Source organism: Agrobacterium sp. O3.4 (genome assembly GCF_041414895.1).
GTDB lineage: Bacteria > Pseudomonadota > Alphaproteobacteria > Rhizobiales > Rhizobiaceae > Agrobacterium > Agrobacterium cucumeris.
The window spans coordinates 667,363-694,216 of sequence record NZ_JALPZP010000002.1; the positions used below are offsets into that span (position 1 = coordinate 667,363).

General features: G+C 59.2%; 26 protein-coding genes. 9 read left to right on the top strand and 17 right to left on the bottom strand.

From position 1 onward, the window contains the following. Window positions 1-7 precede the first annotated feature (7 nt). Window positions 8-703: a superoxide dismutase gene (locus M0412_RS15840; protein WP_142843583.1), complete on the top strand. Its 696-nt coding sequence runs from the start codon at window positions 8-10 to the stop codon at window positions 701-703. A gap of 145 nt (window positions 704-848) precedes the next feature. On the opposite strand, the gene M0412_RS15845 is transcribed toward M0412_RS15840, so the two are convergent. The 8 genes from M0412_RS15845 to M0412_RS15880 all read right to left on the bottom strand — a co-directional run bounded on the left by M0412_RS15845 (window position 849) and on the right by M0412_RS15880 (window position 9,214). Next, window positions 849-1,874: a hypothetical protein gene (locus M0412_RS15845; RefSeq protein WP_269699307.1), complete on the bottom strand. Its 1,026-nt coding sequence runs from the start codon at window positions 1,872-1,874 to the stop codon at window positions 849-851. Further along, window positions 1,871-2,764, bottom strand: coding sequence for an SMP-30/gluconolactonase/LRE family protein (locus tag M0412_RS15850; protein WP_269699308.1), 894 nt, complete (start codon window positions 2,762-2,764; stop codon window positions 1,871-1,873). The genes M0412_RS15845 and M0412_RS15850 overlap by 4 nt, the downstream gene beginning before the upstream one ends. Before the next feature lie 9 nt (window positions 2,765-2,773). Continuing rightward, window positions 2,774-3,886, bottom strand: coding sequence for a mannonate dehydratase (locus M0412_RS15855; RefSeq protein WP_269699319.1), 1,113 nt, complete (start codon window positions 3,884-3,886; stop codon window positions 2,774-2,776). A 19-nt stretch (window positions 3,887-3,905) separates the two neighbouring features. Further along, window positions 3,906-4,691 carry an SDR family NAD(P)-dependent oxidoreductase gene (locus M0412_RS15860; RefSeq protein ID WP_269699320.1) on the bottom strand — a complete coding sequence of 262 codons (786 nt, stop codon included), beginning with the start codon at window positions 4,689-4,691 and terminating at the stop codon, window positions 3,906-3,908. A gap of 100 nt (window positions 4,692-4,791) precedes the next feature. Next, entirely contained in the window at window positions 4,792-5,784 is a 993-nt protein-coding gene (locus M0412_RS15865; RefSeq protein ID WP_161991486.1) for an ABC transporter permease, read from the bottom strand. Further along, window positions 5,781-7,325: a sugar ABC transporter ATP-binding protein gene (locus M0412_RS15870; protein ID WP_269699321.1), complete on the bottom strand. Its 1,545-nt coding sequence runs from the start codon at window positions 7,323-7,325 to the stop codon at window positions 5,781-5,783. Before M0412_RS15870 ends, M0412_RS15865 begins: the two co-directional genes overlap by 4 nt. A gap of 68 nt (window positions 7,326-7,393) precedes the next feature. Next, window positions 7,394-8,353 carry a substrate-binding domain-containing protein gene (locus tag M0412_RS15875; protein WP_269699323.1) on the bottom strand — a complete coding sequence of 320 codons (960 nt, stop codon included), beginning with the start codon at window positions 8,351-8,353 and terminating at the stop codon, window positions 7,394-7,396. Window positions 8,354-8,473: 120 nt separating this feature from the next. Next, a complete protein-coding gene (locus tag M0412_RS15880; protein ID WP_269699324.1) occupies window positions 8,474-9,214 on the bottom strand; it encodes a FadR/GntR family transcriptional regulator in 741 nt (246 codons plus the stop codon). A gap of 201 nt (window positions 9,215-9,415) precedes the next feature. Between M0412_RS15880 and uxuA the strand changes: the two genes are divergently transcribed. Beyond that, a complete protein-coding gene (gene uxuA / locus M0412_RS15885; RefSeq protein ID WP_269699529.1) occupies window positions 9,416-10,606 on the top strand; it encodes a mannonate dehydratase in 1,191 nt (396 codons plus the stop codon). A gap of 168 nt (window positions 10,607-10,774) precedes the next feature. Here uxuA and M0412_RS15890 read toward each other — a convergent pair whose 3' ends face one another. Then, on the bottom strand, window positions 10,775-12,007 hold the full coding sequence (locus M0412_RS15890; protein ID WP_269699325.1) for a benzoate/H(+) symporter BenE family transporter: 1,233 nt from the start codon (window positions 12,005-12,007) through the stop codon (window positions 10,775-10,777). Window positions 12,008-12,117: 110 nt separating this feature from the next. On the opposite strand from M0412_RS15890, the gene M0412_RS15895 reads away from it, so the two are divergent. After that, a complete protein-coding gene (locus tag M0412_RS15895; RefSeq protein WP_269699326.1) occupies window positions 12,118-13,608 on the top strand; it encodes a PLP-dependent aminotransferase family protein in 1,491 nt (496 codons plus the stop codon). Window positions 13,609-13,693: 85 nt separating this feature from the next. Here M0412_RS15895 and M0412_RS15900 read toward each other — a convergent pair whose 3' ends face one another. After that, window positions 13,694-14,338, bottom strand: a complete 645-nt coding sequence (locus tag M0412_RS15900) for a TetR/AcrR family transcriptional regulator (protein ID WP_269699328.1) — start codon at window positions 14,336-14,338, stop codon at window positions 13,694-13,696. A gap of 88 nt (window positions 14,339-14,426) precedes the next feature. Here M0412_RS15900 and M0412_RS15905 point away from each other — a divergent pair, with 88 nt between their 5' ends. Continuing rightward, complete coding sequence (locus M0412_RS15905; RefSeq protein ID WP_142843572.1) at window positions 14,427-15,200, top strand: SDR family oxidoreductase; 774 nt, start codon at window positions 14,427-14,429, stop codon at window positions 15,198-15,200. Window positions 15,201-15,288: 88 nt separating this feature from the next. Here the strand turns inward: M0412_RS15905 and M0412_RS15910 are convergent, their stop codons facing one another. The 7 genes from M0412_RS15910 to M0412_RS15940 form a co-directional block, all read right to left on the bottom strand. Then, entirely contained in the window at window positions 15,289-15,999 is a 711-nt protein-coding gene (locus M0412_RS15910) for an anti-sigma factor domain-containing protein (protein WP_269699330.1), read from the bottom strand. Then, window positions 15,996-16,538 (bottom strand): sigma-70 family RNA polymerase sigma factor, encoded by a 543-nt coding sequence (locus tag M0412_RS15915; protein WP_269699331.1) that lies wholly within the window; start codon window positions 16,536-16,538, stop codon window positions 15,996-15,998. Before M0412_RS15915 ends, M0412_RS15910 begins: the two co-directional genes overlap by 4 nt. Window positions 16,539-16,669: 131 nt before the next feature. Further along, complete coding sequence (locus tag M0412_RS15920) at window positions 16,670-17,101, bottom strand: DUF2177 family protein (RefSeq protein ID WP_269699334.1); 432 nt, start codon at window positions 17,099-17,101, stop codon at window positions 16,670-16,672. Window positions 17,102-17,194: 93 nt separating this feature from the next. Then, window positions 17,195-17,572, bottom strand: coding sequence for a DUF2147 domain-containing protein (locus tag M0412_RS15925; protein WP_269699336.1), 378 nt, complete (start codon window positions 17,570-17,572; stop codon window positions 17,195-17,197). 27 nt (window positions 17,573-17,599) lie between these two features. After that, window positions 17,600-18,832: a cyclopropane-fatty-acyl-phospholipid synthase family protein gene (locus tag M0412_RS15930; RefSeq protein ID WP_142843567.1), complete on the bottom strand. Its 1,233-nt coding sequence runs from the start codon at window positions 18,830-18,832 to the stop codon at window positions 17,600-17,602. After that, a complete protein-coding gene (locus tag M0412_RS15935; RefSeq protein WP_269699339.1) occupies window positions 18,819-19,640 on the bottom strand; it encodes a DUF1365 domain-containing protein in 822 nt (273 codons plus the stop codon). The genes M0412_RS15930 and M0412_RS15935 overlap by 14 nt, the downstream gene beginning before the upstream one ends. Continuing rightward, a complete protein-coding gene (locus M0412_RS15940) occupies window positions 19,637-21,010 on the bottom strand; it encodes an NAD(P)/FAD-dependent oxidoreductase (protein WP_269699340.1) in 1,374 nt (457 codons plus the stop codon). Before M0412_RS15940 ends, M0412_RS15935 begins: the two co-directional genes overlap by 4 nt. A 191-nt stretch (window positions 21,011-21,201) precedes the next feature. Here M0412_RS15940 and M0412_RS15945 point away from each other — a divergent pair, with 191 nt between their 5' ends. From M0412_RS15945 to M0412_RS15965, 5 genes are all read left to right on the top strand, one after another. Next, window positions 21,202-21,990, top strand: a complete 789-nt coding sequence (locus M0412_RS15945; RefSeq protein WP_269699341.1) for a DUF1295 domain-containing protein — start codon at window positions 21,202-21,204, stop codon at window positions 21,988-21,990. After that, a complete protein-coding gene (locus tag M0412_RS15950; RefSeq protein ID WP_269699342.1) occupies window positions 21,987-23,018 on the top strand; it encodes a cyclopropane-fatty-acyl-phospholipid synthase family protein in 1,032 nt (343 codons plus the stop codon). Before M0412_RS15945 ends, M0412_RS15950 begins: the two co-directional genes overlap by 4 nt. 150 nt (window positions 23,019-23,168) lie before the next feature. Further along, window positions 23,169-25,379, top strand: a complete 2,211-nt coding sequence (locus tag M0412_RS15955; protein WP_269699343.1) for an ATP-binding protein — start codon at window positions 23,169-23,171, stop codon at window positions 25,377-25,379. Further along, entirely contained in the window at window positions 25,372-25,827 is a 456-nt protein-coding gene (locus M0412_RS15960) for a response regulator (protein ID WP_269699344.1), read from the top strand. The genes M0412_RS15955 and M0412_RS15960 overlap by 8 nt, the downstream gene beginning before the upstream one ends. Next, complete coding sequence (locus tag M0412_RS15965; protein WP_269699345.1) at window positions 25,817-26,833, top strand: sensor histidine kinase; 1,017 nt, start codon at window positions 25,817-25,819, stop codon at window positions 26,831-26,833. The genes M0412_RS15960 and M0412_RS15965 overlap by 11 nt, the downstream gene beginning before the upstream one ends. Window positions 26,834-26,854: the final 21 nt, after the last annotated feature.

Consider the following 26,854-nt stretch of genomic DNA (forward strand, 5'->3'; position numbering starts at 1 on the left):
GGACGTCATGACCATAACCCGACGCACCATTCTCGTAACAGGCGCGGCGGCAGCTGCCGCAACAGTCTTTCCGCTCCCTCACATCGCCCGCGCAGCCTTGCCTTTGAAGCAACCGGCCCTTCCATTTGCGGAAGCTGATCTCGCGCCGGTCATTTCGGCAAAAACGGTTGGCCTGCATTACGGCAAACACCACAAGGCCTATTTCGACAAGCTCAACACACTGGCAGCTGGCAGCCGTTATGCGGATATGGACCTGATCGAGATCGTCAAGGCAGCCGCCAAATCGAAAGGCGCGGATGATGTCAAGATTTTCAACAATGCCGCGCAGGCCTGGAACCACGTTGCTTATTGGGATCAGTTCGTTCCCGGTGGCTCAAACCGGCCGACAGGCAATCTTGCAGCTTCTATTGACGAGACCTTCGGCGGCTATGACGGCTTTACCAAACGCGCCGTTGATGTGTCGGATACGGTGTTTGGAACCGGCTGGGTCTGGCTTACACGCGACGATGACAACAAGCTCGCCCTGATCGGATATGAAGACGGCAACAATCCCGTCGCCGTCGGCCGTCCCGCCTATCTCGGCATCGATATCTGGGAACACGCCTATTACCTGGATTATGAAAATCGCAAAGCCGAACATATCCGCGCGGTTCTCGACAGGTTGATCAACTGGAAGGTCGTTGAAGAGCGTATCAACGCCTGAAGATCGCTGGTGCGAAATCCACGGTGAAAACTCGGCGCTGCAATTCCTGCGCCGATTTCATTTTTCTATCAATATGTTTTTCTGCACAGCGCTTCGATCAGGATATGCAGTTCTTCCGTTCGTTCCTGGTGAATACCCGTGCTTCCTAGCTGGTCTGCGAAGCAGCTTCGACTGCAAGCCGGTAGCGGGTGGTGAAGGTCCGGTCTGGCTCGAATGCGATTGCAGTCGCTATGCCGGATGATGCCAGCGGGTTGGCAGCGTTTGATACCGCAGGGCCGAGGTCGAAGGCGGAAGCAACCGGCTCGACACCAAGCGCCAGGTGCCGTCCATTCCAGGGATAGGCCTTGCGTCCGCGATTGCTGTACCAGAGGAGGAGGCTGGGAAAGTGCTCCTTCTGCCACGTGAGCCGTGCGCGAAAACCCTCGTCGCGATAGTGAAGCGCCAGCCTGCCATCGATGCCGGAAAGCTGTAGAAGGTCCTCGGTGTTTTCGGCAAGGGGTACTTTCGCTGCATCGACCGTCGAACCGCCGCGCGTCTCGACCGTGCCGAGCGAGGGCCATTGCCGGTCGGGTGCAAACAGCGCAGCACCCGGTTCGACATCTCCGGGGAAACTCCAGACCTGATCGCAGGCGCCGGGCTCGATAATGACGGACCCTGGCCGCGGCGACAGCCGGAAGGTCGGGTGCAGGCCAATCGGAAGGCGGCAAGGGTGCCGAACCTCGATCTCCAGGATGATGTCGATGGCAGCCGCGCTTTGATCCGGAATGATCCTCCGGCGAAGCAAGCGGATCGGATGAAGGTCGGGATAGCGGCATTCCATTGCGATCTGTCGCTCGTCGCAATTGTTCCAGGTCCAATGGGCATTCGAGCTGTAACCATGCGGCACGCCCGCGCCGTCGAAACTCTCGCCCGTTGCGGACCAGCCTGGTGGGAGCCTTCTGCCCGCGTCGCTGCCGAAGGGAACGCAAGGCCATTCGCCGCGAAGCTCCTGCAGGATTTCCGGCAGTTTCTCGCGCTCAGCCTCATTGCCCCAGGGTGCGACATGCAGTGGGCTGACCTGCCGCCCGTCAGGCAGCAGGAACAATACCGGACCAAGCATACCGCCGAGCGACTGCACCGCGACGCATCCATGCGCCCAGGCAAGTGCACGTCGTGTGGTCATTCCGCTCATGGTGTCGCTGCTCCGTAGCGGTTTTCCGGAAGGCCGGCGATGTCTACCCGGATGGCATAGAGACTGCCTGCGAGGCGCTCGGCGGGTCCCCCGCCTGCCGTTGTGATGTAGAGCGTTTTCAGATCCACGCCACCGAAGGCGCAGGTGGTGATGTTGGTGACCGGCATATCAATCACCTCCGCCAGGCTGCCGTCAGGTGCGATGCGGGCCAGACAACGGCCGCCATAACGGCAGTTCCAGAGGAAGCCTTGGCTGTCGATCGCCGAACCGTCGGGCGAACCGCGCTCGAAGCCGGTGAAGAAGTGCCGCTCTGCCGATATGGCACCCTTTGATACATCGTAGTCGAAAGCGTAAATTTCGTTCGCGAGCGTATCGCCAAAATAGAAGGTGCTTCGGCCCGGACTCCAGCAAAGCGTATTGGAAATTCCAAGGCCAGCCCGCCATTCGCTGACAGCGCCGTCCGGCGCGATCCGGTAGAGGATGCCTTCGCCGGGCGCCACATCGCCCAGTTGACCATCGGGAAGGACGTTGTTCTTCATGGAACCGACCCAGAAGTTTCCGGCCGGATCGGTGCGTCCGTCGTTCAAGCGGACGCGTGGGGCACCGGGCAGGACAAAGCCGTGATCCTTGCGCCGGTCGGTCTGTGGCCACCACCAGATCAGCTTCGAGCCGAGGGCGACAAGCAGTCGGCCATCTTCGTCTGTGAGCGAGATAGCGACCACCGGCTCCTCGAAGAGCCACGTCCTGACCGCGAGTGTTTCCTCGTCGTAGCGATGAATGAGAAAACGGTTGATGTCGGTCCAGTAGAGTGCCGCTTCCGGCGCCGACCAGACTGCACCTTCACCGCAGCGGTCGCCCACGGGCGCGACACAGACAGGTTCGCGTGCCATCCGCACCTCCTATTCCGCCGCTATGCTCGCGGTGATCGACCGCGACGGTCCGAGAGCTTCGGCGTTCTGCACAAGCGCCTTCATGTATCCAAGCGCGAAAGCCTTGCCCGCATGCCAGGAAGCACCGCAGGTCATGGCTGGCGTATGGTCGGGGATCAGCACGCCCCGGTAATTCTCGTCACGCAGGATGCGGATGATTTCGGCCATGTCGATATCGCCCTCATCGACGAAGGTTTCAACATAACGCGGCATTTTTCCGCGCACGTTGCGGAAATGGATGTAACCGATGCGGCCGGAGCGGGCGAAGCGACGAACGTGCTCATAGATGTCGCCGCCCGGCATTTCCTGCAGCGACCCGAGGCAGAGTTCCAAACCGTTCGAGGGCGAATCCACGATCGCCATCAGCCGGTCGTACTTTTCCGGGCGGTTGACGAGCCGTGCCGTCCCGCGCAGTTCCTCCGCCGGCGGATCGTCCGGGTGAGCGCCAAGCACGACGCCCGCCTCTTCGGCAACGGGCACGATCTCCTTCAGGAAACGGCCAAGACGGTCCCAAAGTTCAGCCGAACTGACCGAGACGGAGGCCGCGTCAGCGACCGCGCGGCGATAGCGCATGTTCCAGACCATGCCATCCGGGATCGGTGCGTCCGGACTGGGTGCAATGCTGTTTTCGACGCCGAAGCCCACGGATTCCGCGCCGCCGCGGGCATAGGGACCGCGCGTCCACCCATAGACACCGGCAAGCGAAAAATTGTAGCCGATGCAGGGAATGCCGGCGCGTCCGGCGTCTCTGATGAGTTGTTTCAGCCCCTCGATCTGTTGAGCCCGCTCCGGTCCGTCGAGCAGCACGTCATGCCAGAAGCGCGGCGAGAAGTTCTCGATCGCTGCAATCTCCAGACCGCCGGCGCGCACGTCCTTCACCAGAGCCGACAGTTCCTCATAAGACCACAGCCGGTCGCCGGAACAATCGCCCCAGCCACCTGTGTCACCGCTGTCGATCTTGGGATCCTTGCCGGCAAAATAGTTGGTCAGGTGCGCAACGACATGGGTTGCACCCGCTTGCTGCGCAAACTGATAATTGTCGGGGGTGAGCTGCTCCCGGTAAAGTCCAAGGCCGATCTTCATGTTGTCGTTTCCTGTCTGATTATTTGACGCCAATGCCGGCGGTAAGGCCACCGTCTATGCGGAAGTCCGAGCCGGTGACGAAGGCTGCGCGGTCGGAGGCGAGATAGGCCACGAGTTCCGCCACTTCCTCCGGTTCACCGATGCGACCGATGGGGTGCGCGGCGCCGAAGCGGGCGAAGGCTTCCGCTTCGCTGACACCCTCACCGCCATAGGTGCGGGCCGCAAGCGCAAGCAGCGGCGTGCGCACCGATCCGGGGCTTACTGAATTCACCCGGACTTTCGCTGCCGCATGGTCAAGCGCCATGGCGCGGGTCAGTGCATGTATGGCGCCCTTGGAGGCGACATAGGCTGCAACGTTCTGCTGGCAGGCATGGCCCTGTACCGAGGAGATGTTGACGATCGCACCGCCGCCGCGCTTCGCCATCTCCGGAATGCCGAAGCGACCGGTGAGGTAGATGGAGCCGACATTGACGGCGAGGCAGCGGGCAAAGGTCTCGGCGCTGGTATCGAGCACCGTGCCAAAAGGGTGGACGGCTGCGGCGTTGACGATGATATCGAGCCCGCCATGGCGCAGGACTGTTTCGCGCACGGCCGCCTCGACCTCTGCCTCCACGGCGACATCGGTGGACCGTGCCGACATCGGCAGGTCGCGCTCCTTGGCGATGCGGTCGAAGATCTCGTTGGTGGCGGCGTCGTTACCGCATGCAAGCACGGTCGCGCCTGATGACGCCAGACGGATCGCCGAGGCAAGACCGATCCCGGAGGTGCCGGTGACGAGCGCGATTTTTTCCTTGAATTCAGTCATGATTGTCTCCGCGACAGATCGTCATGGTTTCAGTCCGGACAGGCCCGAAACCATAAGCACGATCAAGTTTCATAGGGGAGCGATATGCAAGGCGTCTGCCTCAACGCACCCGTTCCAGAACTTGGTTGAGAAGCACGGCGCCGAGGATGATACCGCCGCGCACGACGTACTGCCAATATTCACTGACATTCATCAGTGTCATGCCATTAGAGATGCAGCCGAGGAACAGGACGCCAATGAGAGTGCCCCAGATGCGGCCCTTGCCGCCGAAGAGCGAGGTGCCACCGATGATCACGGCTGCGATGACGTCGAGCTCCATGCCGGTGGCCGTCGTCCCGGTTCCAGCGCCAATCTGCGAGGCGATCAACGTGCCTGAAAGGGCCGTCAGTGCGCCGGTGAGGCCCAGTGTCAGCGCCTTCACCTTCCAGATGTCGATACCGGAAAGGCGGGCAGCTTCCATATTGCCGCCGACGGCATAAACCTCGCGACCGAAGCTCGTGTACTTCATCAGGAAGTGCATGACGGCAAAAGTGAGCGCGAATATATAGACCGGAAACGGAATGCCGAAGAGGTATCCGCCGCCGAGGAAATCGAAGCCGAGCGGGAAGGACGACAGTGGGAAACCGCCGGTGATGAGGTTGGCAACGCCGCGCAGCGCCGCAAACAGGGCGAGCGTGGTGATGAAGGTCGGCACGTTAAACCATTGGCGGAAACGGCCGGTGAGATAGCCGAGCGTGAAACCGAGCAGGAGCGCCACGGCAAAGCCGACCGCGACTGCGCCCCAATCGCCGAGGACGCCGGCAAAGCGGTCCGCGAACCAGGCGACGATGCAGCCGGCGAGGGCGGCGCCGGCACCGACAGACAAGTCGATCTCGCCGCTAATGATCACGGCCGTCATGCCGAAGGCGATGATGCCAAGCATGGAGACGGTACGAAGCACATTGAGCATATTGGCAGTCGAGGCAAAGCCGGGCGCAACCAGGATGAGGAAAATCACCAGTGCCGCGAGGATGATCTCCATCGGGTAGGTCTTGAGAAGCTTGAGCAGCGTATTCTGGCCACGGGCTTCCGTTGTCGGGTTTACAAGCGTCATTGTCTGGCCCCTTCCATGCATAGGCCGTAAAGTTCGGTAAGGTCGGTTTTTGCCGGGTCCACCTCGGCAACGACTTCGCCGTGGTGCATGACGAGAATGCGGTCAGCCACTTCGAGGACTTCCTCGAGTTCCGTCGAGACAAAAATGCTGGCAAGACCGTCAGCCGCCTTCTGCCAGATGATATCGAAGATCTGGCTCTTCGCCTGAACGTCGACGCCGCGGCTCGGTTCGTCAAAGAACATCACCGAAGGCTGCCGGTTTAGCCACTTGCCGATCACCACTTTCTGCTGGTTGCCGCCTGACAGCGACGACACGGGCAGTTCGGGGTCACCACACTTGATGTGGAGCGCCGTGATCTGGCGGCGGACAAACGGCTGTTCGCGCCGACGGGAAATGAAACCTCCGCTGGAGATCGGACCAAGGCTCGCCATGCAGAGATTGTCGGCCGTCGAGAGCGATTGCACGAGGCCGACTTCCTTGCGGTTTTCCGGGGTGTAGCCGAGACCGGCCTTGCGCATGTCGCGTGGGCTGGCACCGGTCATATCACGGCCGTTGAACATCACTGAACCGCCGTCAACCGGGTCAGCACCGAAGATTGCCCGCATCAGCTCGGTGCGGCCGGCGCCGAGCAGGCCCGCAATGCCGAGGATTTCGCCGGGGTAAAGATCAAAGGAGACATCCTGGAAATGCCCGGATCGACTGAGGTTGCGGACCTCAAGCACCGGCTCGGCGCGATCGAGTGTTCGCCGTGGCGGGCGTGTGGCGCGTGCGGCATCGCCGAACATCATGCCGACGATGGCCGATGGCGTCGTCTCTTTCATCGCAACCGCGCCGATGTAATGGCCATCGCGGATCACCGTGCAGGTATCGGCGATTTCGAAAAGCTCACTCATCCGGTGGGTGATGTAAATCATCGTTACGCCGCGGGCGCGCAGGCGTTCGATGAGTGCGAAGAGCTGTTTGACCTCGCGGGAAGCAAGCGCCGAAGTCGGCTCGTCCAGAAGCAGGATCGACGGATTGAAGGACATCGCCTTGACGATCTCCACCACCTGCTGCTGACCGACGCTGAGCGCGGACACCGGCTGACGGGAATCGATCGTGAGCCCCATGTCGGCGAGCAGTTCGCCGGCGCGGCGATGGAGCCCCTCCCAGTCCACGACGCTGAAACCGGCGCGGCGGCGATGAGGGAGGCGTCCGAGAAAGATGTTTTCGCCGACCGAAAGCTCCGGCACCAGCGAAAGCTCCTGGTGCACGGTGACGATGCCGGCTGCGAAAGCGTCATGCGGCGACGTGAAGCGGCGATCCTCGCCATTGACGCTGATCGTACCGGATGTCGGTTCGGTGACACCGGCAAGAAGTTTGACAAGCGTCGACTTACCGGAGCCGTTCTTGCCCATCAGGGCATGCACCTGGCCCGGCGCGAAACTGTGGGTGAACTCGGAAAGGGCGACCGTCGGGCCATAACGCTTGGTCACGGCCTGAAAGTCCAGCCGTCCCTGCGCCCCTTGCAACGCGGCTGACCTCAATTGCGGATTGCTCATACGGATTTCCTGCTGTCGGGTGCGAAGGCGCGGCGGGCAAAACCCGCCACGCGGCTCACGTCCTGGCCCTATTTCAGGGCCTTCAGGCCTTCCTTGTAGGCAGCGATGCCTTCGGCGTTGGCGCGTGTCAGAGGCAGCACCGGCACGTTGACCTTGGTCTCGATCTTCTTGCCGTCGAGCAGGTTCTGCGCCGCCTCGATCGCCTGCTTGCCGACTTCGAGTGGCTGCTGTGCCGTTGTCGCCTGCAGCACGTTGTCGGAATTCAGGAGCATGTTGGCGAGCTGCTCGGAACCGTCTGTGCCGAAGACGAAGACCTTGCCTTCCAGGCCGGCCTTCTTCACGGCCTGGACGGCGCCAATCGTACCGCCTTCGTTGGCGGCATATATGACGCGGATACCCGGATTGGCCGTCAGCATGTCACTGGCGACGGCGAGCGCCTTTTCGGCAAGCCAGGCGTCCTGCTGGGCAACGATATCGACCTGATCACTAACGACGCTCAGGAAACCCTCGACGCGGGCATTGGACTGTTCGGGCAGCAGCGCCTTGAAGGCGAGCATGCCGATCTTGACCTTCTCGCCGTTGCCGAGTGTCTTCAGGAAATCAGTCGCGGCCTTACCGGTGCCGATGCCGATATCGCGGTCGGAGCTCGTCACTGTCGCCTGTGCGACGTCGCCATTGGCCGAGGTGCCGTAGGTAACGACCGTAATACCGGCGTCACGTGCCTTCTTCAGTGCAGGCACCGAGGCGTCGGCCGAGAGTGGCGCGACGACGATCGAGTTCACGCCACGGGCGATATAGGTGTCGATCAGCTGGGCTTCCTTCTCGAGCTTGCTATCGCTGTTACCCGCCAGGAGCTCGTCACCGGCAGCTTTCGCCGCCTTTTCCATGCCGATTTGGATGCCACGGAAATATTGGTCCTGCTGAAAAACGATGCCGGCGATTGCCTTGCCACCGGCAAATGCAGCATTCGGCGCAAAGCTTACGGTGGCAAGCAGCGCGGCAAGCGCCAGACGTTTCATGTTGCTCATATTGGTTCTCCTCCCAAAGCGCCCTGTTCGTACCGCCGGACCAACGGGCGAGTGGATCCGGAAAACGGCTGCCTGCACCGCCCACATTGGGAGCGGTTCAGCTAAAATCTCATATGCTCATCACAACGGTTGACCCCGAGGTGCTGCATCGACAAAACGGATGCCGAACTCCAAGTGACGGCTCATCAGGTAAACATAGGCGATGCGATCGCGAGCCCTCAATGCACGGACGATCTCCGCATGCGTTTCGAAGGTTGCCGCATGCACCGGACGTTCCGTCTTGCCGAGCCGCATGACCTCCTCGATCACCGAGCGCAGCATGTGATAGGCGGCAAGGGTCGTGCGGTTGCCGGAAAGTTCGACGATCGCCGAATGGAATTCATAGTCGCAGCGCGCTGCCGCCTCGACGCTTTCGGCCTCCAGAATTCGCGTATTGATCTTGTCGAGCCTGTCGAAATCCGCTTCGCTTGCGGTGAGGATGATGTGTTCACCGATGCCGGTTTCAATGATGCGACGGAAGCCCTGCAGATCTCGGAAGGAGTCCGGCGAAATACCGTTGTGAAAGGCGAAAAGGCGGCGGATTGCCTCGCCATGGCCACCGCTGATGACGGCACCGACCTTTGGCCTGGTCTCGACCATACCAAAGGCGCGAAGCACCTGCAGTGCCTCGCGCACGGTGTTGCGGCCGGTCTGAAACTGCTCGCCGAGATCGCGCTCGGTTGGCAGCGCGTCGCCTATCCCAAGGCCGCGTTCCGAGATCATCTCGCGGATCTGATCAACCAGCCGATCGACCGCCGAGGTCTTGCCGGGTTCGACAATCTCCATGCTCGACAGCGCATCTTCCCTTGCAGAACTGCTCACCGATCATCCTCCGTGCGATGGCTTATTTGTTGGTCCAGATTTAAACCTCAGTCAAGAGAACCTCTCAAAATATTTTCTTATCAGAGCTTAAATCGCAAAATTACATAATGTCAGGCTTGAATTGTTGGGCCAATTGGACATTATCGGTCTTTGTGGTCCAACAATAGCCACCTGAAGCGGTAGGAGTTCTGCATGAGACTGATGGAAGAGTGCTTTCGCTGGTACGGGCCAAACGATCCGGTGCCGCTCAGCCATATCCGGCAGGCAGGCGCTACGGGGATCGTTTCGGCGCTGCACCACATTTATGATGGCTCGCCCTGGTCTGACGACGCAATCCTGGCGCAGAAGGCGCAGATCGAAGCTGCCGGAATGCGCTGGAGCGTCGTCGAGAGCATCCCGGTTCACAACTCGATCAAACTAGGAACATCAGACAGCGCGCGCTATATCGGCTGGTACAAGGACACACTGCGGGCACTGGCGCGCTCTGGCATTGAGATCGTCTGCTACAATTTCATGCCGGTGGTGGACTGGACGCGCACCGAGCTGATGCAGCCCCTGGCTAATGGCGGTTATGCGCTGCGCTTTGACGCGGTTGATTTTGCCGCCTACGATCTTTTCGTGCTGAAGCGGCCGCGTGTCGAAGAAAGTTACTCCAAAGAGCAGATATTCACGGCGCGTCAGCGTCTCGATGGCATGGATCAGGCAAAGATCGACCGGATCGAGCGCAATCTCATTGCTGGCCTGCCGGCAACCGAGCGCCAGTTCAACCGAGCGAGCTTTCTCGCCGCGCTCGCCGAATATGACGGTGTGGCCGCCGATGTCCTGCATGCGAATCTCGCGCGCTTCCTCAGGGAGATCGTGCCCGTTGCCGAAGAGGTCGGTATACGGCTTTGCATCCACCCCGATGATCCGGCCTTTTCGCTCTATGGTCTGCCGCGTATCGTCTCGACGGCCGCCGATGTCAGACGCATACTCTCCGCTGTCGATAGTCCCGCCAACGGTATCACTTTTTGCACCGGCTCATATGGCACACGCGCCAACAACGACCTGCCGGCCATGGTTCGCGAGTTCGGCCCGCGCATTCACTTCGCGCACCTCCGCAATGTCCAGCGCGAGGATGATGGCTCGTTCTACGAAGCCGATCATCTCGGCGGATCGAGCGACATGCCGGCGGTGATCCTTGCACTGATGCAGGAGCAGGAGCGGCGCGTAGGCGAGGGCCGCGCCGACTGGCAAATCCCACTTCGTCCGGATCACGGACACCTGCTAGCCGATGATATCGGCAAGGATCGGATCAATCCCGGCTATTCCCTAATCGGACGCTTGAAGGGCCTCGCCGAAATCCGAGGCGTGATGCAAGGTATCGCAATAGCTCTCGCGCACAGTGAATGACGAATTTCCCCGTGCCACAACGCCGCGTTTCCACGAAACTCGCTATAGTCGGACTAATGTGACGGCTGGTATCGATCGGCCCGTGGGCAGGCGTGGCAGAGCCGCGCTATTGCCCCGAGCCCTGTGCACGACTTGGCTCTGGATCGAGAAATGGTGGCGGTCTGCGGCTCATTTGGAGGTTCCTTCGCTTGCTGTCTTTGGTTGGCGTACGCGCCGCGGCAGTTGCCCGTTGAGGACGATGGCGGCGGCGAGGCCGATTAGCAGGCCCCAGAACGCCCCACCAATGCCGAGCAATTTGATATTGGCGGCAGATGCGAGGAAGGTAATCAGCGCCGCCTCGCGGGAACTCGGGTCTGCCATCGCTGCCGCAAGACTGCTGCCGATGGTACCAAGAAGTGCAAGACCGGCGAGCGTGGTGATGAAGGTTGCTGGAAACGCCATGAAGAGGGCAGCCAGCGTTACGCCGAACACGCCGACCAGAATATAGAAACAGCCAGCGGCAACTCCGGCAATCCAGCGTTTGGAAGGATCGTCATGCGCTTCTTTACCCGTGGCGATCGCCGCCGTGATCGCTGCGATGTTGAAGGCATGGGAGCCGAAAGGAGCCATGGCGAGCGAACCAAGTCCGGTCACGGTCACAATGGGATTGGCGCTTGTCTTGAAGCCGTCATTCCGCAAGACCAGCATTCCCGGCATATATTGGCCGGACAGCGTAATCAGGAATAGCGGAAGCGCGACGGACAGCAGCGCATTCAACGAGAATTCCGGCATGGTGAAGACCGGCGCTGCAAACTTCAGCGTGAGGCCGGACAGATCGACGCGATCTTGCGCCAGGAGGAAAACGAGCCCCAGAACCAGAATACCGACCACTGCGTAGCGAGCGGAGAGCCTTTTCAATGCCACGTAGGCGAAGATTAGCGAGCCGACCAATAGCGGATCGACACTTGCACCAGCGAAGGCTCCGATGCCGAATTGCAGCAGAATGCCGGCAAGCAAACCTGAGGCGATACCGGGTGGGATCAGGCGGATGACTTTCTCGAAGTAGCCGGATACGCCGAGCACGACGAAGGCCGCCGCAGAGATCATGTAAGCGCCAATTGCCTCGGCATATGGTGTTCCCGCCAGCGCGGTGACGAGAAATGCCGCAGCCGGTGTCGACCATGCCGTGATGATCGGTTCGCGATAGCACAGGCTGAGGAAAAGCCCAGTCAATCCGACGCCGATCGAGATCGACCACACCCAGGATGCCGTGAGTTGTGGGCTCAGGCCTGCAATCTTCGCTGCCTGAAAGACCAGGATGAACGTGCCGCCATAGTTGACGATGACGGAGATCAATCCCGCAACAACGGGATGGGGAAGGTCGTCAAGGCGGACGGATGAAGGCGAGAAATGCGGTGGCATAGTCTGGGAAATCTCCTGCAGTTTGCGTAGGCCGTGAACAAGGCGCATTGACATTTAGTCCATTAATGGACTGATTAACCCAGCCAATTTTGACGATGCGAGCAGACCATTTGTTCAAGCATTCCCAACTCGAAACCGTAAAGGCTTGGATTGCCGATCCAGCCCATGCCGCCATGCCGCTTCACGTGCGGATTCAAAGGGCGATCCGCCAATTGATTGTCGGTGGTGCATTGGGGCCGGGCAGGCCGTTGCCCGCCTCACGCGCGCTCGCCAAATCGCTGGAGGTATCGCGTGATACGATCGAAGCGGCCTATGCCCAGCTTCACGCCGAAGGTTTCATCGACCGGCGTGTTGGCAGCGGCAGCTTCGTCGCGGAGATGACGGAGTTCATGCCCGGGCCCCGTCTTTCCCGGCAGGCCATGCTCCTGCGCAGTCAGGCCCCCAGTCTCAGCAGGCGGGGAGCGGCCATGTTTCGCAGCGGCGGTGTTCGCGAGATGCTGTCACCGCGGCCGTTCGCTCACGGGATACCGGAGACGCGCACCTTTCCGCTTCAGATCTGGGAGCGTCTCGAACGGCAGGTTCGCAAGGAGGTTGGCGCACAAACTCTGCTTCACGGTGACCCGCAGGGAGCAGAACCGCTTCGGCGCGCCATCGCCGATTATGTCAACCTTGAGCGGGGCGCACGCGCGACCGCCGACAGGGTGCTGGTATTGACCAGTTCGCAGCAGGCTATGTCGTTGTGCGCCAACATGCTGCTTGATCCCGGCGATCGGATATTCATCGAAGATCCCGCCTATTACGGCGCGCGCAAGGCGTTCGATGCAGCGGGACTGGAATGTGTTTCTATCCCTGTCGACCGGCAGGGCGTCGTCGTCGAGCAGATCATGGCTCACCCGCGCCGGGCCAAGGCGATTTTCCTGACCCCATCCCATCAATTTCCGACTGGTGCGACGCTGGCTCTGGACCGTCGTCTGGCGCTGATTGAATGGGCGGCCCGGCATCAGATGTGGATCATCGAAGACGACTATGACAGTGAATTTCATTACGCGGGCAAGCCAACTGCCTGTGTGCAAGGTCTGGATCCCCACGACCGGACTATCTACATCGGCACCTTCACCAAATCGCTCTTTCCGGGTTTGCGGATCGGCTATGTCGTGTTGCCGTCCCAGCTCGTCAAGCCGATGACCGTTGCGCGCACATTGCTGGACGGTCATACGGCGCCGATGGCGCAGCTGACGCTCGCCCGCTTTATGGAAGGTGGGCATTTCGGAGCACATGTACGCGCCATGCGCGGCATCTACGCCGAACGGCTCGACGTATTGGCTCGTCTCGCCAGCAAGCATCTGTCGGATTTCATCGAGCCGCATGTTCCCGTTGGTGGGCTGCAAATGTCCTGTGTATTGACTGGTGAACTTTCGGAACGCTCTGCCATCGATGCGGCACGGCGCGTGGGTATCGAGCTTCTGGGGTTATCGGGTCTATACGCTGCCGGTGACCCGAAGGCCGGTTTCCTGATGGGTTTTGCTGCATACACACCTCTCGAGATAGAAGAGGCCATCAAGAAACTGGCGAAGGCGCTTCGGGCGGTGGCAAAACCATGATTTCACCTGTCCCACTTTCCTGAACGGGCATAAACGCACAAGTAAGCGCGGTCCAATTGTCAGTCGCGGATTGGTGATTGCGTGGTTAAGTGCTCCTAATCTGCGTCTCTGCGGAGGTCTGACGTTTTCCAGGCCAGGCCACAAGTGCAAGGTCGATCAGCCGTTTCAGCAAGGCATTGCAGGCGCCGTCGCAAGCCTGGGCGGACATGCCCTGGATGATCGCGCCATAAAAGCGTGCGAGCGTGTCGGTATCAGTATTTGCAGGCAACGCCCCTTCCTCGACGGCGCGGTCGAAACGGGCTTTGAGTGTCTGCATTGACGTTTCGCGCAAGGATGCCGTCATCCGCGCCACGGATGCATTTTCTTGCGCATGTTGCAGGACGGCCGTCGAGACCATGCAGCCGGGCGGTTTGTCCGGCTGGGTGTCTCCGTCAGCGATATCGTAAAGATAGAGCCTCAAGGCTTCATAAACCGGAAGATCCGATTGCAGGATGTTCGACCGGCGGCTGTTTTCACGGGCAATGCTGAAGTCGAGCGCCTGACGGTACAATTCTTCCTTTGAGCCGAAGGTGGAATAGAGAGTTGGCGGATTGATACCCATCGACCTCGTAAGATCGGCGATCGATGTCCCTTCGTAGCCATGTTCCCAGAACAGCCGGGCCGCGATGTCGAGGCCAATATCGCGGTCGAACATGCGGGGTCTGCCGCGTTTGCGGACTGGCTTCTCCATTAAAATAGCGATCCCTATTAAATTGTTGACAGACGTATTTCAGCTCTTATTGTAGGGATCACTATTTATTTTAGCAACGGAGTGATCCATGTCCAAGCGTCTCGCAGGCAAAATAGCCCTTATTACTGGAAGTTCACGCGGTATCGGCCGGGCAGTTGGCCTCGCTTTTGCCAGGGAGGGCGCCGCCTTGATTGGCGTTCACTACACCGCCAATTTGGATGCGGCCAATGCAACGGTACGCGACATCGAGGCGCTTGGCGTCAAGGCCGTCGCGGTGAAGGCCGACCTCAGACAGGGTAAGGAGGCGGCCGACAGCCTGTGGGCGCAGTTCAGTGAAGCGGCGCGTAACGAGACGGGTTCGTCCGGTTTCGACATACTGGTGAACAATGCCGGCATCGCGCCTGCATTGCCGTTGAAGCAGACGAGCGAGTCTGTTTTCGACGAGGTGATGACGATTAACTACAAGGCGCCGTTCTTCCTGATCCAGGCGGTCGCCGACCATATTCGCGAGAACGGCCGGATCATCAATGTCTCGACCGGGTTTACACGGATCGCGGCGCCGACGCATCCCGCCTACGCTGCTTCCAAAGGCGCGCTTGAGACATTGACGCTTGCACTGGCACCTGAATTTGCAGCGCGCGGAATTACAGTCAATGCCGTGCTACCGGGTGTGACGGAAACGGATATGAATGCCGAGTGGCTGGCATCGCCTGATGCGCGCGCCGGTGCGGAAGCCCTCTCGGTCTTCTCGCGTGTCGGACGAGCGGAGGATATTGCCGACGTCATTGCTTTCCTCGCATCGAACGATGCGCGTTGGACGACGGGACAGATGATAGATGCAACCGGTGGCGCCCGGATCTGATCGGTTGGGCTCTCCTTTGCAAGGAGAGCCTATGCCTCCTCAACGGTGTAGCAATCCCGGGTCCGTGGGATGCTGCTGCAAGGGCCTTCTATAACAGCCGCGCGCTGCCGACGGCGATAACTGGGCCGGTTGCCTGACCGGTTGGCGATCCGCCGAAGGGCTCCACGCTGATCGCGAAGGTCGTGCCTTCCGTGATTGTGCTGCGCATATCGGCGGGGATGATGAGATCGCCAGACGTGCCGGGCTGGAACACGCCCAGCGAGCGCGTCTTGCCGCCATCCATGACCAGCCACAGTTCCAGTGATTTTTCGTCCGTCTTACCGGTTGCGACGGGGATGATGCGCATCCGTCCGGATTCCGCGTCATAGGAGGCAAGCAGATTGACCTGGCTGTCGGTTGTCGCAAGTTCCGCCACCAGCGGGGTGACGCCCTGCCGTTTTTCGGGAAAGGCGGCGTAGACGACGGCGGCCACGGCGGTCGCGCTGGTGGCAACCGATATCCAGCGCCAGAAGGACGCGGAATTCCACAGGCTGCCGTTGGCGTTGATATCCCTGCTGCCGAACAGGCGCTCTTCGATGCGAGCAAGAACAGCCGCATTCGGTACCTGCTCTTCATAATCGGCATTGAAGTCGGAAAATTCCTGCTCCCAACGCTGCACCAGTTGCGCGAAGACCCTGTCGTCCTCAATACGCCGCTCCAGTTCGCGGCGCTTTTCGAGTGGCAGGACGCCCAGCACATATTCGCCGGCGAGGATTTCGTCGCGCGAGTACATTCCGCCGCTCTGGTCGCCCGTTGTCATCGCTGCATGCACTCTCTGAGTTTGAGAAGACTGCGCCGCAGCCACGTTCTGACCGTGTTCAGTGGCACGCGCAATTCATCTGCCAGTTCGAGATAGCTTAAACCCTCAACATAGGCTCGGCGTACCGCCTTTGCGTGAACAGTTTCAAGTTCACGCATGCAATCCTCGATCCTGCGGCCTTCGTCCGCCAGAACGACCTGCTGTTCAGGATCGCGAATGCCATCGTCGGCCAGCTCATAGGCCTCATCAATATCATCGCTTATGGGTTTACGGGCCCGGATCGTGTCGATCGCGTGGTTGCGGGCGATGGCGGCAAGCCATGTGGCCGGCTTGCCGGCGCTTGCGGCGAATGTGCGGGCGCGCTGCCACACCTTGATATAGATTTCCTGCAGCGCCTCTTCGGCTTCGGTTCTGTCCCGCAGGATCTTCAGGCAGATCGCGAAAAGCTTCGGACTGGTTGCCTGGTAGAGCGAAACGAATGCTGAACGATCACCCATGCCGACACGGTTGATTAGGCTTGCTATCTCTGTGCCCTGCATTCGAACCTTCCTTGCTGCGCTTCCTTTATAAGGTCGTCTTTCACACGAAGACAAGGGACGAGGAAGAGGAAGTTCACGATGGGACCCCCACAGGAGGGCCGCACTTGCGCCGTAGCCGAGAGGAAGCGTCGTCATGATATGCCCGTCGAATTTTCCAGCGGGCCGAGGAGGCGCACCGTGACGAGGTAACCGATGATCGCCGCTGCGGCGGAAACGAAGGTCCCCCAAAGAAGATCGGCAATGGTGAGGGTGGTTGGCCAGTTCTTCAACGTCGCCTGATTGGTCAGATCATAGGTGGCGTAGGCCATGAAACCGACAATCGCGCCGTAAAGCAGCGCCGTCGTCCATTCACCGGAAAGCAGGGCCGGGCGCACGGCAAGAAAGGTCAGCCCGCCGGCGTAGATGAGGTAGAAGACGACCGCTGGAGCGAGCCGGAAATTTTCCGCCAGGAGATCGCCGATAGCCGGGCGGTAAAGACGCGACGCCATGGTGCTCAGCCAGATGAAATCGATCACCAGAAACGCGACGAGCGTGAAAAAATAGGCTGCGAAATAGGTCTTCATCGGTGTTTTCCTTTGCCGGGCATTGAGAAGGCGGCGAGTTTTTTTCGTTCGGCAGACAATGCAATTAATAGGCGGAACGGCGCGTGATCTGCGCTAGTCGATCCGGGTCCAGCTTATGCCCTTGCACAGAAGGCCGGCGACGATACAGCCCTTCGTGGTCATGTTATTGCCGGCAAGGGTGACTGTTATCCTGTAGGATTTGTCCCGCTGAGGATCGAAGGCGGTGCCGGAATAGATGCCCGCCTCGCTCTCTTTGATGTCCATGATCAGGCGGTCGCCGGTCTTCTCCTTCGGCGTGCCGGGTTTGATCCAGGTGTTTGTGGCGCATATTTTTTCACCGCAGGGCGCGATCAGCACTTTTGCCTTGCCGTCGCCGCGCGCCCAGTTGCCGTCGATCTCCGCCGCTGTCGCACCGAAGCCGACCAGCATCGGGGACAGGGCAGATACAATTGCCAATCTCATGATTTTCATTGTCTTTCTCCACCGGTTGGCCCCGCCTTATCCTTGTTCTATCGTGTACAGGCCGACATTTATGGTCCCTTCGGCAAAACCTGCTTCGCAATAGCAGAGGTAATAATCCCAGAGCCGCCGGAAGCGGTCGTCGAATCCAAGCAGTGAAATCGTCTGCCACCGGGCATGGAAACGCTGACGCCACTCCGAAAGCGTGAGCGCATAGGACTGGCCGAAAAGTTCTGTCTCCGTGAGCTTCAGGCCGGCTTGCCCGACGGCTTTTTCGAGCGCTGAATCGGAGGGCAGGAAACCGCCGGGAAAGATGTATTTCTGGATGAAATCTGCCTTGCGCCGATAGGTATCGAAGCGGTTTTCCTCGATGGAGATGATTTGCAGCACCGCACGGCCGCCGGGTTTCAGGCAGCGTTTCAGCGTTTCGAAATAACTTGGCCAGTAGGCTTCACCGACCGCTTCAAACATTTCCACGGAGACGATATTGTCGAATTGGCCGGTCACGTCGCGGTAGTCCTGCAATCTGAGATCGATCCGGCTGGCCTTGCCGTCTTTTTCCACCGCATTTTTCGCCCAGTTCAACTGGGACGGGGACAGGGTGATGCCGGTCACGCTGGCATTGTGCTGCGTGGCGAGGTGGATGGCGAGCGCACCCCAGCCGCAGCCGATTTCCAATACGCTCTTGTTGCCGGTTAACTGGAGTTTTTCCGCAATGCGCTCGAGTTTCTTACGTTGCGCGGCCTCAAGGCTGGGTGTCGTGCCGTCGAAAATCGCCGACGAATAGAGCATCGAGGGGTCGAGCCATTGCCGGTAAAACTCGTTGCCGAGATCGTAATGCGCCTCGATATTGCGGCGGCTGCCGCGTCGGGTATTGGCATTCAGCCCGTGTGCAAGCCGGTTGATGAGGCGCATGGGCAGGCTGCCGCGCATCGACCTTGCAAATGCCTCGCGATTTTGAGCGGCGAAACGGATGAGCGCCGTCAGGTCAGGCGTAGACCAGTCATTCTCGATAAAGCCTTCCGCGAAGCCGATATCGCCGTTAACGAGCAGCCTGCGGATTGCCCGCCAGTTATGCAGCACGATAACGGCGTCGCTGCCTTCCGATTTTCCTGATTTTTCGACGGTTCCGCCGCCAGGAAGGACGACGCGCAGCCGTCCCCGGTCGATATTGTTCAGCAGCCGGTTGATGAGCCATATGCCCATGCCTGTGCGGCCCTTGAGGCGGGTATTCTGCGCCGGTAACTCGGAGAGATTTTCAAACGGGGTCATGAATTCTGGCCTCGATTTGCGACGATGAAGGGGAAACGAAGGAGATGGGCTCGACGGGTGGCAGCGGACGTTTTCTCAGCCGCACGCCCTTCAGCCAGATTTTCAGGGCTTCCCAGTGAATGCCGACAACGACTTTCAGCGTGAGAAAGGGGATGGCGACGAAGGCTTTCAGCAGCGCGCCATCAGTCAGCTCGACCCTTCGGGCAAAATGGCGGGCTGTCAGGACGGCGCCTTCATCGTCGAAAGTTTCAATGACGATCTTCAGCCTGTCACCGGGCGGGACGACGCGGAAAACATAGTGGAGGTTCATGTCCATGAAGGGCGAGACATAAAAGGCCTTGTCGCATCGCTGGACGATCTCTGTCCCCGCGCCGGCCTCTACCGGGATCAGATAGGAGTGTCTTTGGCCGAAGGTGTTGTCGACCTGCCAGAGGATGGCTTTAAGTGACATGTCGCGCCCGTGGCAGAAGAACACGCTGAGCGGGTTGAAGGCCCAGCCAAGCAGGCGCGGCATGGTAAGCAGGCGGATGGGTCCGCCATCGGCGGCCATGCCCGCCGCCGCCATGGCCGTTTCTATCTGCTGGCGCAGCCCGATCGTGTTGTCACCGTTGCCGCGATCCTTGCGATGAAATGAAAACAGGTTGAAACGGTCGACAGAGAAAAACCGCAATTTCCGGTCGAGCGTCTCCAACTCATCGAGATCGAGAAGCAGCGAATAAATCCGGTAGTCCAGTTTGTGGGTTTTTGGCTTGAAACGCGCATGGGTCACGTGGCCCGGGAAAAGCGCCGATGTGAGGGGAGGCGTCATGACGTTGCCTCCATGAGTTGTGTGTCCGTCGCAATCGCCGCCAAATCCAGGCGAATGATCCGGCCGCTGTCGTCCGCAACCTTCCATGGGCGGGATACGCCGCCAAGATCTTCGGCAACCGCAAGGCCCGCCTGAAGGCCGTCTTCATGAAAACCAGAGCCGAAATAGGCGCCGCAGAACCAGGTGTTTCGCAGGCCCTGCAAGGCCCATAATTCCTGACGCATCTGTTCGGTGCCAGCGTCAAAAACCGGGTGGTGATAGGTTTCCTCGGCGATGATTTTTCCTTGATCCGGTTCCCGCGCCGGGTTCAGCGTTACAAAAGTATCAGGGGTTTTGCCCAGCGGCTGCAGCCTGTTCATCCAGTAGGTGATGCTCGGTTGACGAGCTTCAATGCTCTTGTCGGCCACATAGTTCCAGCTTGACCAGGCAGCGCGCCGGCGCGGCATGAAGCTGCTGTCGGTGTGAAGCACGGCGCGGTTTCGGGTGTAGGTAAAGGCGCCGAGAATGCGCCGTTCGGCGCGCGTTGTATCCACAAGCATATCGAGCGCCTGATCCGCATGGGTTGCGATCACCACGTCATCGAAGCGAGCGGTTTCGCCCTCCGCAGTGATGATTTCGATGCCGTCAGGCAGGCGGTGGATGCGCGTCACCGGCGTCGAGAGACGAATTCGATCCGCAAACGGTGCGGTGATGCGTTTTACATATTCGTGTGCGCCACCGACGACGGTGCGCCAGACCGGCCGATTGCGTAGCAGCAGCAGACCGTGATTGCGGCAGAATTTGATGAAATGTGCCGCTGGATAACGACCGACCTCCATCGCCGGCGTGGACCATATGGCCGCGGCCATGGGGTAAAGATGATCGTCGCGGAAGGCCGCCCCGTAGCGATTGCGCGTGAGATAGTCGTCGAGAGACACGTCGCCCATCACATGCAGGTCTCGCGGAGCGTTGCGGTAGAACCGCAGCAGGTCCGCCAGCATCGACCAGAAACGAGGTCGTAGCGCATTTCTCTTTTGTGCCAGCAGGCCAAGACCGTTTCCGCCGGAATATTCAAAGCTGCCATTGTTCAGCGAAACGGCGAAAGACATGTTGGAGGCCGCGGTCGGCACGTCCAGTGTCTGAAAAAGCGCGGTGAGATTGGGATAGGTCGATTCGTTATAAACGATGAAGCCGGTATCGACGTGAACCGGCCCATTATCCGTATTGAATGTTACCGTGTTGGTGTGGCCGCCGATGCGATCCGCCGCCTCGAAGACCGTGATATCGTGCCGTTGCGACAAAAGCCAGGCCGCCGACAGGCCGGAAATTCCTGTTCCCACTATGGCGATGCGCCGCCGGCTATGTCCTCGTGTTGCTTCGGTGTCGGTCATCTATCCTCGCTATCGCATTACAGAAATTTGCCCTGGGACAGCGCAGATACGAGGCCGGCGCCTGATAAGTTTCAGCGGCCGGCAGTTTTTTTGATTTTTTTCCGAACCCTGAAACTCTTTTGCCGGTTCGCTCGTATTTGCCATCACGGACACCCGGCCTCGATCTGTTCAAAACGGTGAGCGAAGTAGTGATGTTTTCTGTGATCTTGATGCTTGCCATTCTCATGTCGCTGCTCATGGCCGGAGCGTGGGCATTACAGAGAGCAACCGGCTCTAGCGGCTGGATCGACACCGTCTGGTCGGCAAGCGTGGGGCTCGGAGGCGTCTTGGCTGTTTTACTGGCGGAAGGAGACGGCGGGCGACGCGCCATCGTATTTTTGCTTATTGCCGTCTGGTCCCTGCGGCTTGCCGGCCATATCGGCCTGCGCACGCGGGGCGGCGGGGAAGATCCGCGTTATGCGAAACTCATCGAAAAATGGGGCAGCGCGGCCTCCCTGCGACTTTTCATCTTCCTCCAGATACAGGCCATTGCCGCCTTCGTGCTTGTTCTGGCGGTTTACCTTGCGGCCAGTAATGGCCAGAGTTTCCTGCGTGTTCTCGACCTTCTTGCCACCATGATTGCCGTTGCAGCGCTGGCAGGGGAAGCTCTCTCGGACGCACAGCTATCGAAATTCAGGAAAACCCCTGAAGCAAAAACCGGCGTGTGTGAAACCGGTCTCTGGCGTTATTCCCGCCATCCCAATTATTTCTTCGAATGGCTCTTCTGGTGCAGCCTGCCGTTGCTGGCGGTTCAGGCCCACGCCTTGTCATGGGCCTCGCTCGCCGCACCGGTCATGATGTACTGGCTGCTCGTCCATGTCTCCGGCATTCCGCCGCTTGAAGAGCACATGCTGAAATCGCGCGGGGAAAAATTCCGCGCCCTGCAACGCCGCGTCAACGCTTTCTTTCCGGGGCCGCGCAAGAACGAGGAAACGCCATGAACATGCTCTCCTTCGCCATCAATGCCGCGGAACGTACGCCGCTTAACGACAGCGTCACTCTCGCCGGGATAGATATGCTCTGCGCAAGAACGAAACGGCGGCTTGCAAAAATCCCGGCCGATGCCGAATTGGTTTTTGCGGCCGATATGGCGAAATTCCCCATTGCCAGCCATACCGACGAGGCGAACAGGCAGCACTACGAGGTCCCGGCGGAATTTTTCGCGCTCGTTCTTGGGGGCCAGCGCAAATATTCCTGCTGTTATTATCCCGATGCCGCGACGACCCTTGATGAGGCGGAAACTGCTGCGCTGGCCGAGACCGTGTCCCATGCCGGGTTGCAGGATGGTATGGACATTCTCGAACTCGGCTGCGGCTGGGGCTCGCTTTCCCTTTATATGGCGGGGCGTTTTCCCAACGCGCGGATCACGTCCGTCTCAAATTCCGCATCGCAACGCGAATATATAATCGGCTGCGCCCGGGAGCGCGGCTTTTCCAATCTGTCGGTAGTGACCGCCGATATGAATGATTTCACCGTTGGCGCGCGTTTCGATCGCGTCGTCTCGGTGGAAATGTTCGAGCACATGTCCAACTGGCGCGCATTGTTTGAGCGTGTTCATGCATGGCTGAAGCCGGAAGGCCGCTTTTTCCTGCACGTCTTTAATCACCGTGACCGATCCTACCGTTTTGACCACAATAATCCGGCAGACTGGATCGCGCAGCATTTCTTCACCGGCGGCATCATGCCTGCCTTCGATCTTCCCCATCGTTTCGACACGCTTTTCACCGTCGAACGGGAATGGCGCTGGTCGGGATCGCATTATCGTCGGACAGCGCTCGACTGGCTGGCGAATTTCGACCGGGAGATCGAGCATATACGACCGATCCTGCGGCGGGTTTACGGCGTTGATGCGCGCTTGTGGGAACGGCGCTGGCGACTGTTCTTTCTGGCAACCGCCGGGCTTTTCGGCCATGACGGCGGTGACGTCTGGGGGGTGGGTCATTATCTCATGACAAGCGTTGGGTCATAGCGACTGGAGCGACGATCTTCGGAAATTCTGGTGGTCGTCCTGACACGATTTGCTGAAAACGAGCGTTTACATCGCCGCAATAATCAATAGGTTGGCGGCATCTTTTGAGCAGGTCGATCGTTCTTCTACAGAGAGCGGCTGGAGAAAGTCATGAGTTCAGTTACGCCGAAACTGGATAGTTGCGGCGCCGAGCCCATCCACATCCCCGGCGCTATTCAGGAACATGGTGCGCTTCTGGTCCTGGCTGCCAGCGAATTTTTTGTCGTGCAGGCGAGTGATAATCTCCATGATTACATTGAGGCGCCCCTGCCGATTGGTGCGGCTGCAAATGTTATGGTCCTGCCGTTCATAGCTGCCTTATCCGAATGGTATTCCGGTGACGAAAACAATTTCAGATATGTCTGGACCGAAAAGGCACTCGATGTTTCTGCGTATCGATCCGGCGCCTTGATCATAATCGAATTCGAAAAAGCGAGGCACGGCGAATCGGCTGAAAAGTCGATGGGCGAACTCACCGGTTTGGCGCAATATCTGAACAGCGCACCCTCGCTGGAAGACGCGCTTTTGCGGACAACCCAACTGGTGTCCTCTATCAGCGGTTATGACCGTACCTTGATCTATGACTTCGGGCTGGACTGGAGCGGCCATGTCGTTGCGGAAGCCGGAAGTGGCAATTTGCCGTCTTATCTTGGACTTCGCTTTCCGGCGGCCGATATTCCGCCGCAGGCACGGCAGCTCTACACGATCAACCGCCTGCGGATGATCCCCGATGTCGATTATCGACCTGTCCCGGTCACACCGCAGTTGAATGCGGCAACGGGGGCGGTGCTTGATATGAGCTTTTCGCAGCTTCGCAGCGTGTCGCCGGTCCATCTCGAATATATGCGCAACATGGGTACGGCCGCTTCCATGTCGGTGTCGATTATCGTCAACGGCACCCTGTGGGGTCTGATTGCCTGTCATCACGCCACGTCTCATTCGGTGTCCCTTGCCGTGCGTGAAGCCTGTGATTTTGCCGCACAGCTCCTGTCGATGCGGATAGCCATGGAGCAGAGTTCCCAGGATGCGTCCCGCCGCGTGGAGCTTGGCCATATTCAGGCGCGCCTGCTGAAGGGGATGGCAGGGGCCGAAAAATGGGCTGATGGCCTTCTTGAAGGCGATGATCAAAGAGAAGATCTGCTGAAACAGGTGGGAGCGGATGGCGCTGCGCTCGTCCGGGGCAATGAATATCAGCTGGTCGGCAAGACGCCGTCACGGCAGCAGGTTGAAGAGCTGGTCCTGTGGCTCGGCGAGCAGGCGGTCACGGATGTCTTTGCGGCCGAGAACCTTGTGAACGATTATCCTGCAGCTGCGTCTTATGCCGGCGCAGCAAGCGGGATTATTGCGATGCGCATCTCGGAACTGCACGGCAGCTGGCTTATCTGGTTTCGGCCGGAAGTCGTAAAAACCGTACGCTGGGGAGGAGATCCGCACAAAACCGTGCAGGAAAGTGGGCGGATACATCCGCGCAAGTCCTTCGAAATCTGGAAGGAGCAGGTGCGTAACACGGCTTTGCCGTGGTCTGAACCGGAACTTTCGGCGGCACGGGAGCTTCGAAGTGCGATTATCGGCATTGTCCTGCGCAAGGCCGAGGAAATGGCAGATCTGACGCGAGAATTGCAGCGAACCAATAAGGAGCTGGAAGCTTTTTCCTATTCCGTTTCGCACGACCTGCGCGCGCCTTTCCGCCATATTGTCGGCTTTGCGCAGTTGCTGCGCGAGCGCAGCGACACCATGGACGACAAATCAGTGCATTATCTGCAAATGATCTCCGAGGCGGCTCTAGGGGCAGGCAGGCTCGTGGACGATCTTCTGAAGTTCTCGCAACTTGGCCGCACGCAAATCGCCATGAAATCCGTGGACATGGAAAAGGTGGTGAGCGAGGTTCGCCGCTCCCTGGCCCCTTCCATGACTGATCGTCAGATCGAGTGGCGTATTGGTCGTCTGCCGGTTACGCGCGGCGATCCGACCCTGTTGCGGCAGGTCTGGTACAATCTCATCGACAACGCGATCAAATATTCCCGCCAGGAACCGGTCTCGATCATCACTATCGGTGCGGTTGAAACCGAAGACGACGTCACTTATTCGGTGGACGATAATGGCGTCGGCTTCGATATGGCCTATTACAGCAAGCTCTTTGGTGTGTTCCAGAGGCTGCAACGTGTTGAGGATTTTGAGGGAACAGGTATCGGGCTTGCTCTCGTCAGGCGCATTGTTGAGCGCCATCACGGTTCGGTCGGTGCACAGGGAACCGTAGGCGAGGGAGCCTCGTTCTCCTTCACATTGCCGGTTATGAAAATTGAAGAGGACGAAATTGCCTGAACTCAGACCTATTTTGCTGGTGGAAGATAATCCACGCGATCTGGAATTAACGCTGACCGCACTTGAGAAATGCCAACTTGCAAACGAGGTTGTTGTTGCGCGGGACGGAGCCGAGGCACTTGATTATCTCAATGTCACGGGCGCCTATCACAATCGCCCAACGGGTGATCCCACGGTCGTTCTTCTTGACCTCAAATTACCAAAAGTAGACGGGCTTGAGGTTTTGCAGATGGTCAAGGGCAGCGATCACCTGCGGCATATCCCCGTTGTCATGCTGACCTCGTCCCGCGAAGAACAGGATCTTGTGAAGAGCTACGAACTCGGCGTGAACGCCTTTGTCGTCAAGCCCGTCGAGTTCAACGATTTTTTCAAGGCCATCAAGGATCTCGGGGTTTTCTGGGCGCTCTTGAACGAGCCACCACCGGGTGCGCGTCGCAATGGTGAATGAGGCAATGCTGCAAATGGAAGCAAGCAGGCTTCTTCTCCTTGAGGACAGCTCTGTTGATGCGGAGCTGATCGAAGAGCAGCTTTCGCGCATTTTGCCGCCGCCTGCGGTGACAAGGGCGGTAGGCAAGGCATCGTTCATGGAGGCATTGGAAAACCAGCAGTTCGATATCATCCTTGCTGATTTTTCTCTGCCGGATTTCGATGGCATGTCTGCGCTCGATGTCACCATGCAAAGGTTTCCAGACACACCGTTCATTTTTGTGTCGGGCATTTTGGGTGAAGACGCAGCAATCGATGCATTCAGGCGCGGTGCGACCGATTACGTCCTCAAACAACGATTGGCAAGATTGCCGTCTGCTGTCGAACGGGCGCTTGCGGAAGCGCGGGAGAAACAGGAGCGGAAGCGGGCGGAGATCCACAAGGAGTTGCTTGTCCGTGAGCTTAGCCACCGCGTCAAGAACACCATGGCGATGGTCATTTCCATCATCCGCAGAACGGCAAAAGGCAGCACGTCCGTCGACGATTATCAGGAGAGGCTTGTGGCCCGCGTAACGGCCCTTGCCGAAAGCCACGCCCTGCTTTTTCAGAGCAACTGGGGCGAGACAGATCTGAAGGATGTCGTGAAGCGGGCGATTGAGCCCCATAATAGTTTCGCAAGCCGGGTCGAACTTGAGGGTCCTGAAGGTGTTCAGGTGTCACCAAAATCCGCACTGGCGCTCGGGATGATCCTGCATGAGCTGCTGACGAATGCTCAGAAATACGGCTCACTTTCCGGAGCGCACGGGAAGGTGGAGGTTTTCTGGAAGACGCTGCGTGACAGTCAGGGGCGCGATCATGTCGATCTCCGGTGGCAAGAAAGCGGTGGGCCCCCGGTTTCTGCGCCCCAGGAAACCGGTTTTGGAACGACCCTGATAACAAAAGGCGCCAGATACGAACTGCAGGCGGAAAGCGAAATCCACTATGATCAGGCCGGTCTGCAATACCAGGTGGCCTTTCCACTGGATTGATGTGGAAGATGAAAGGACCTG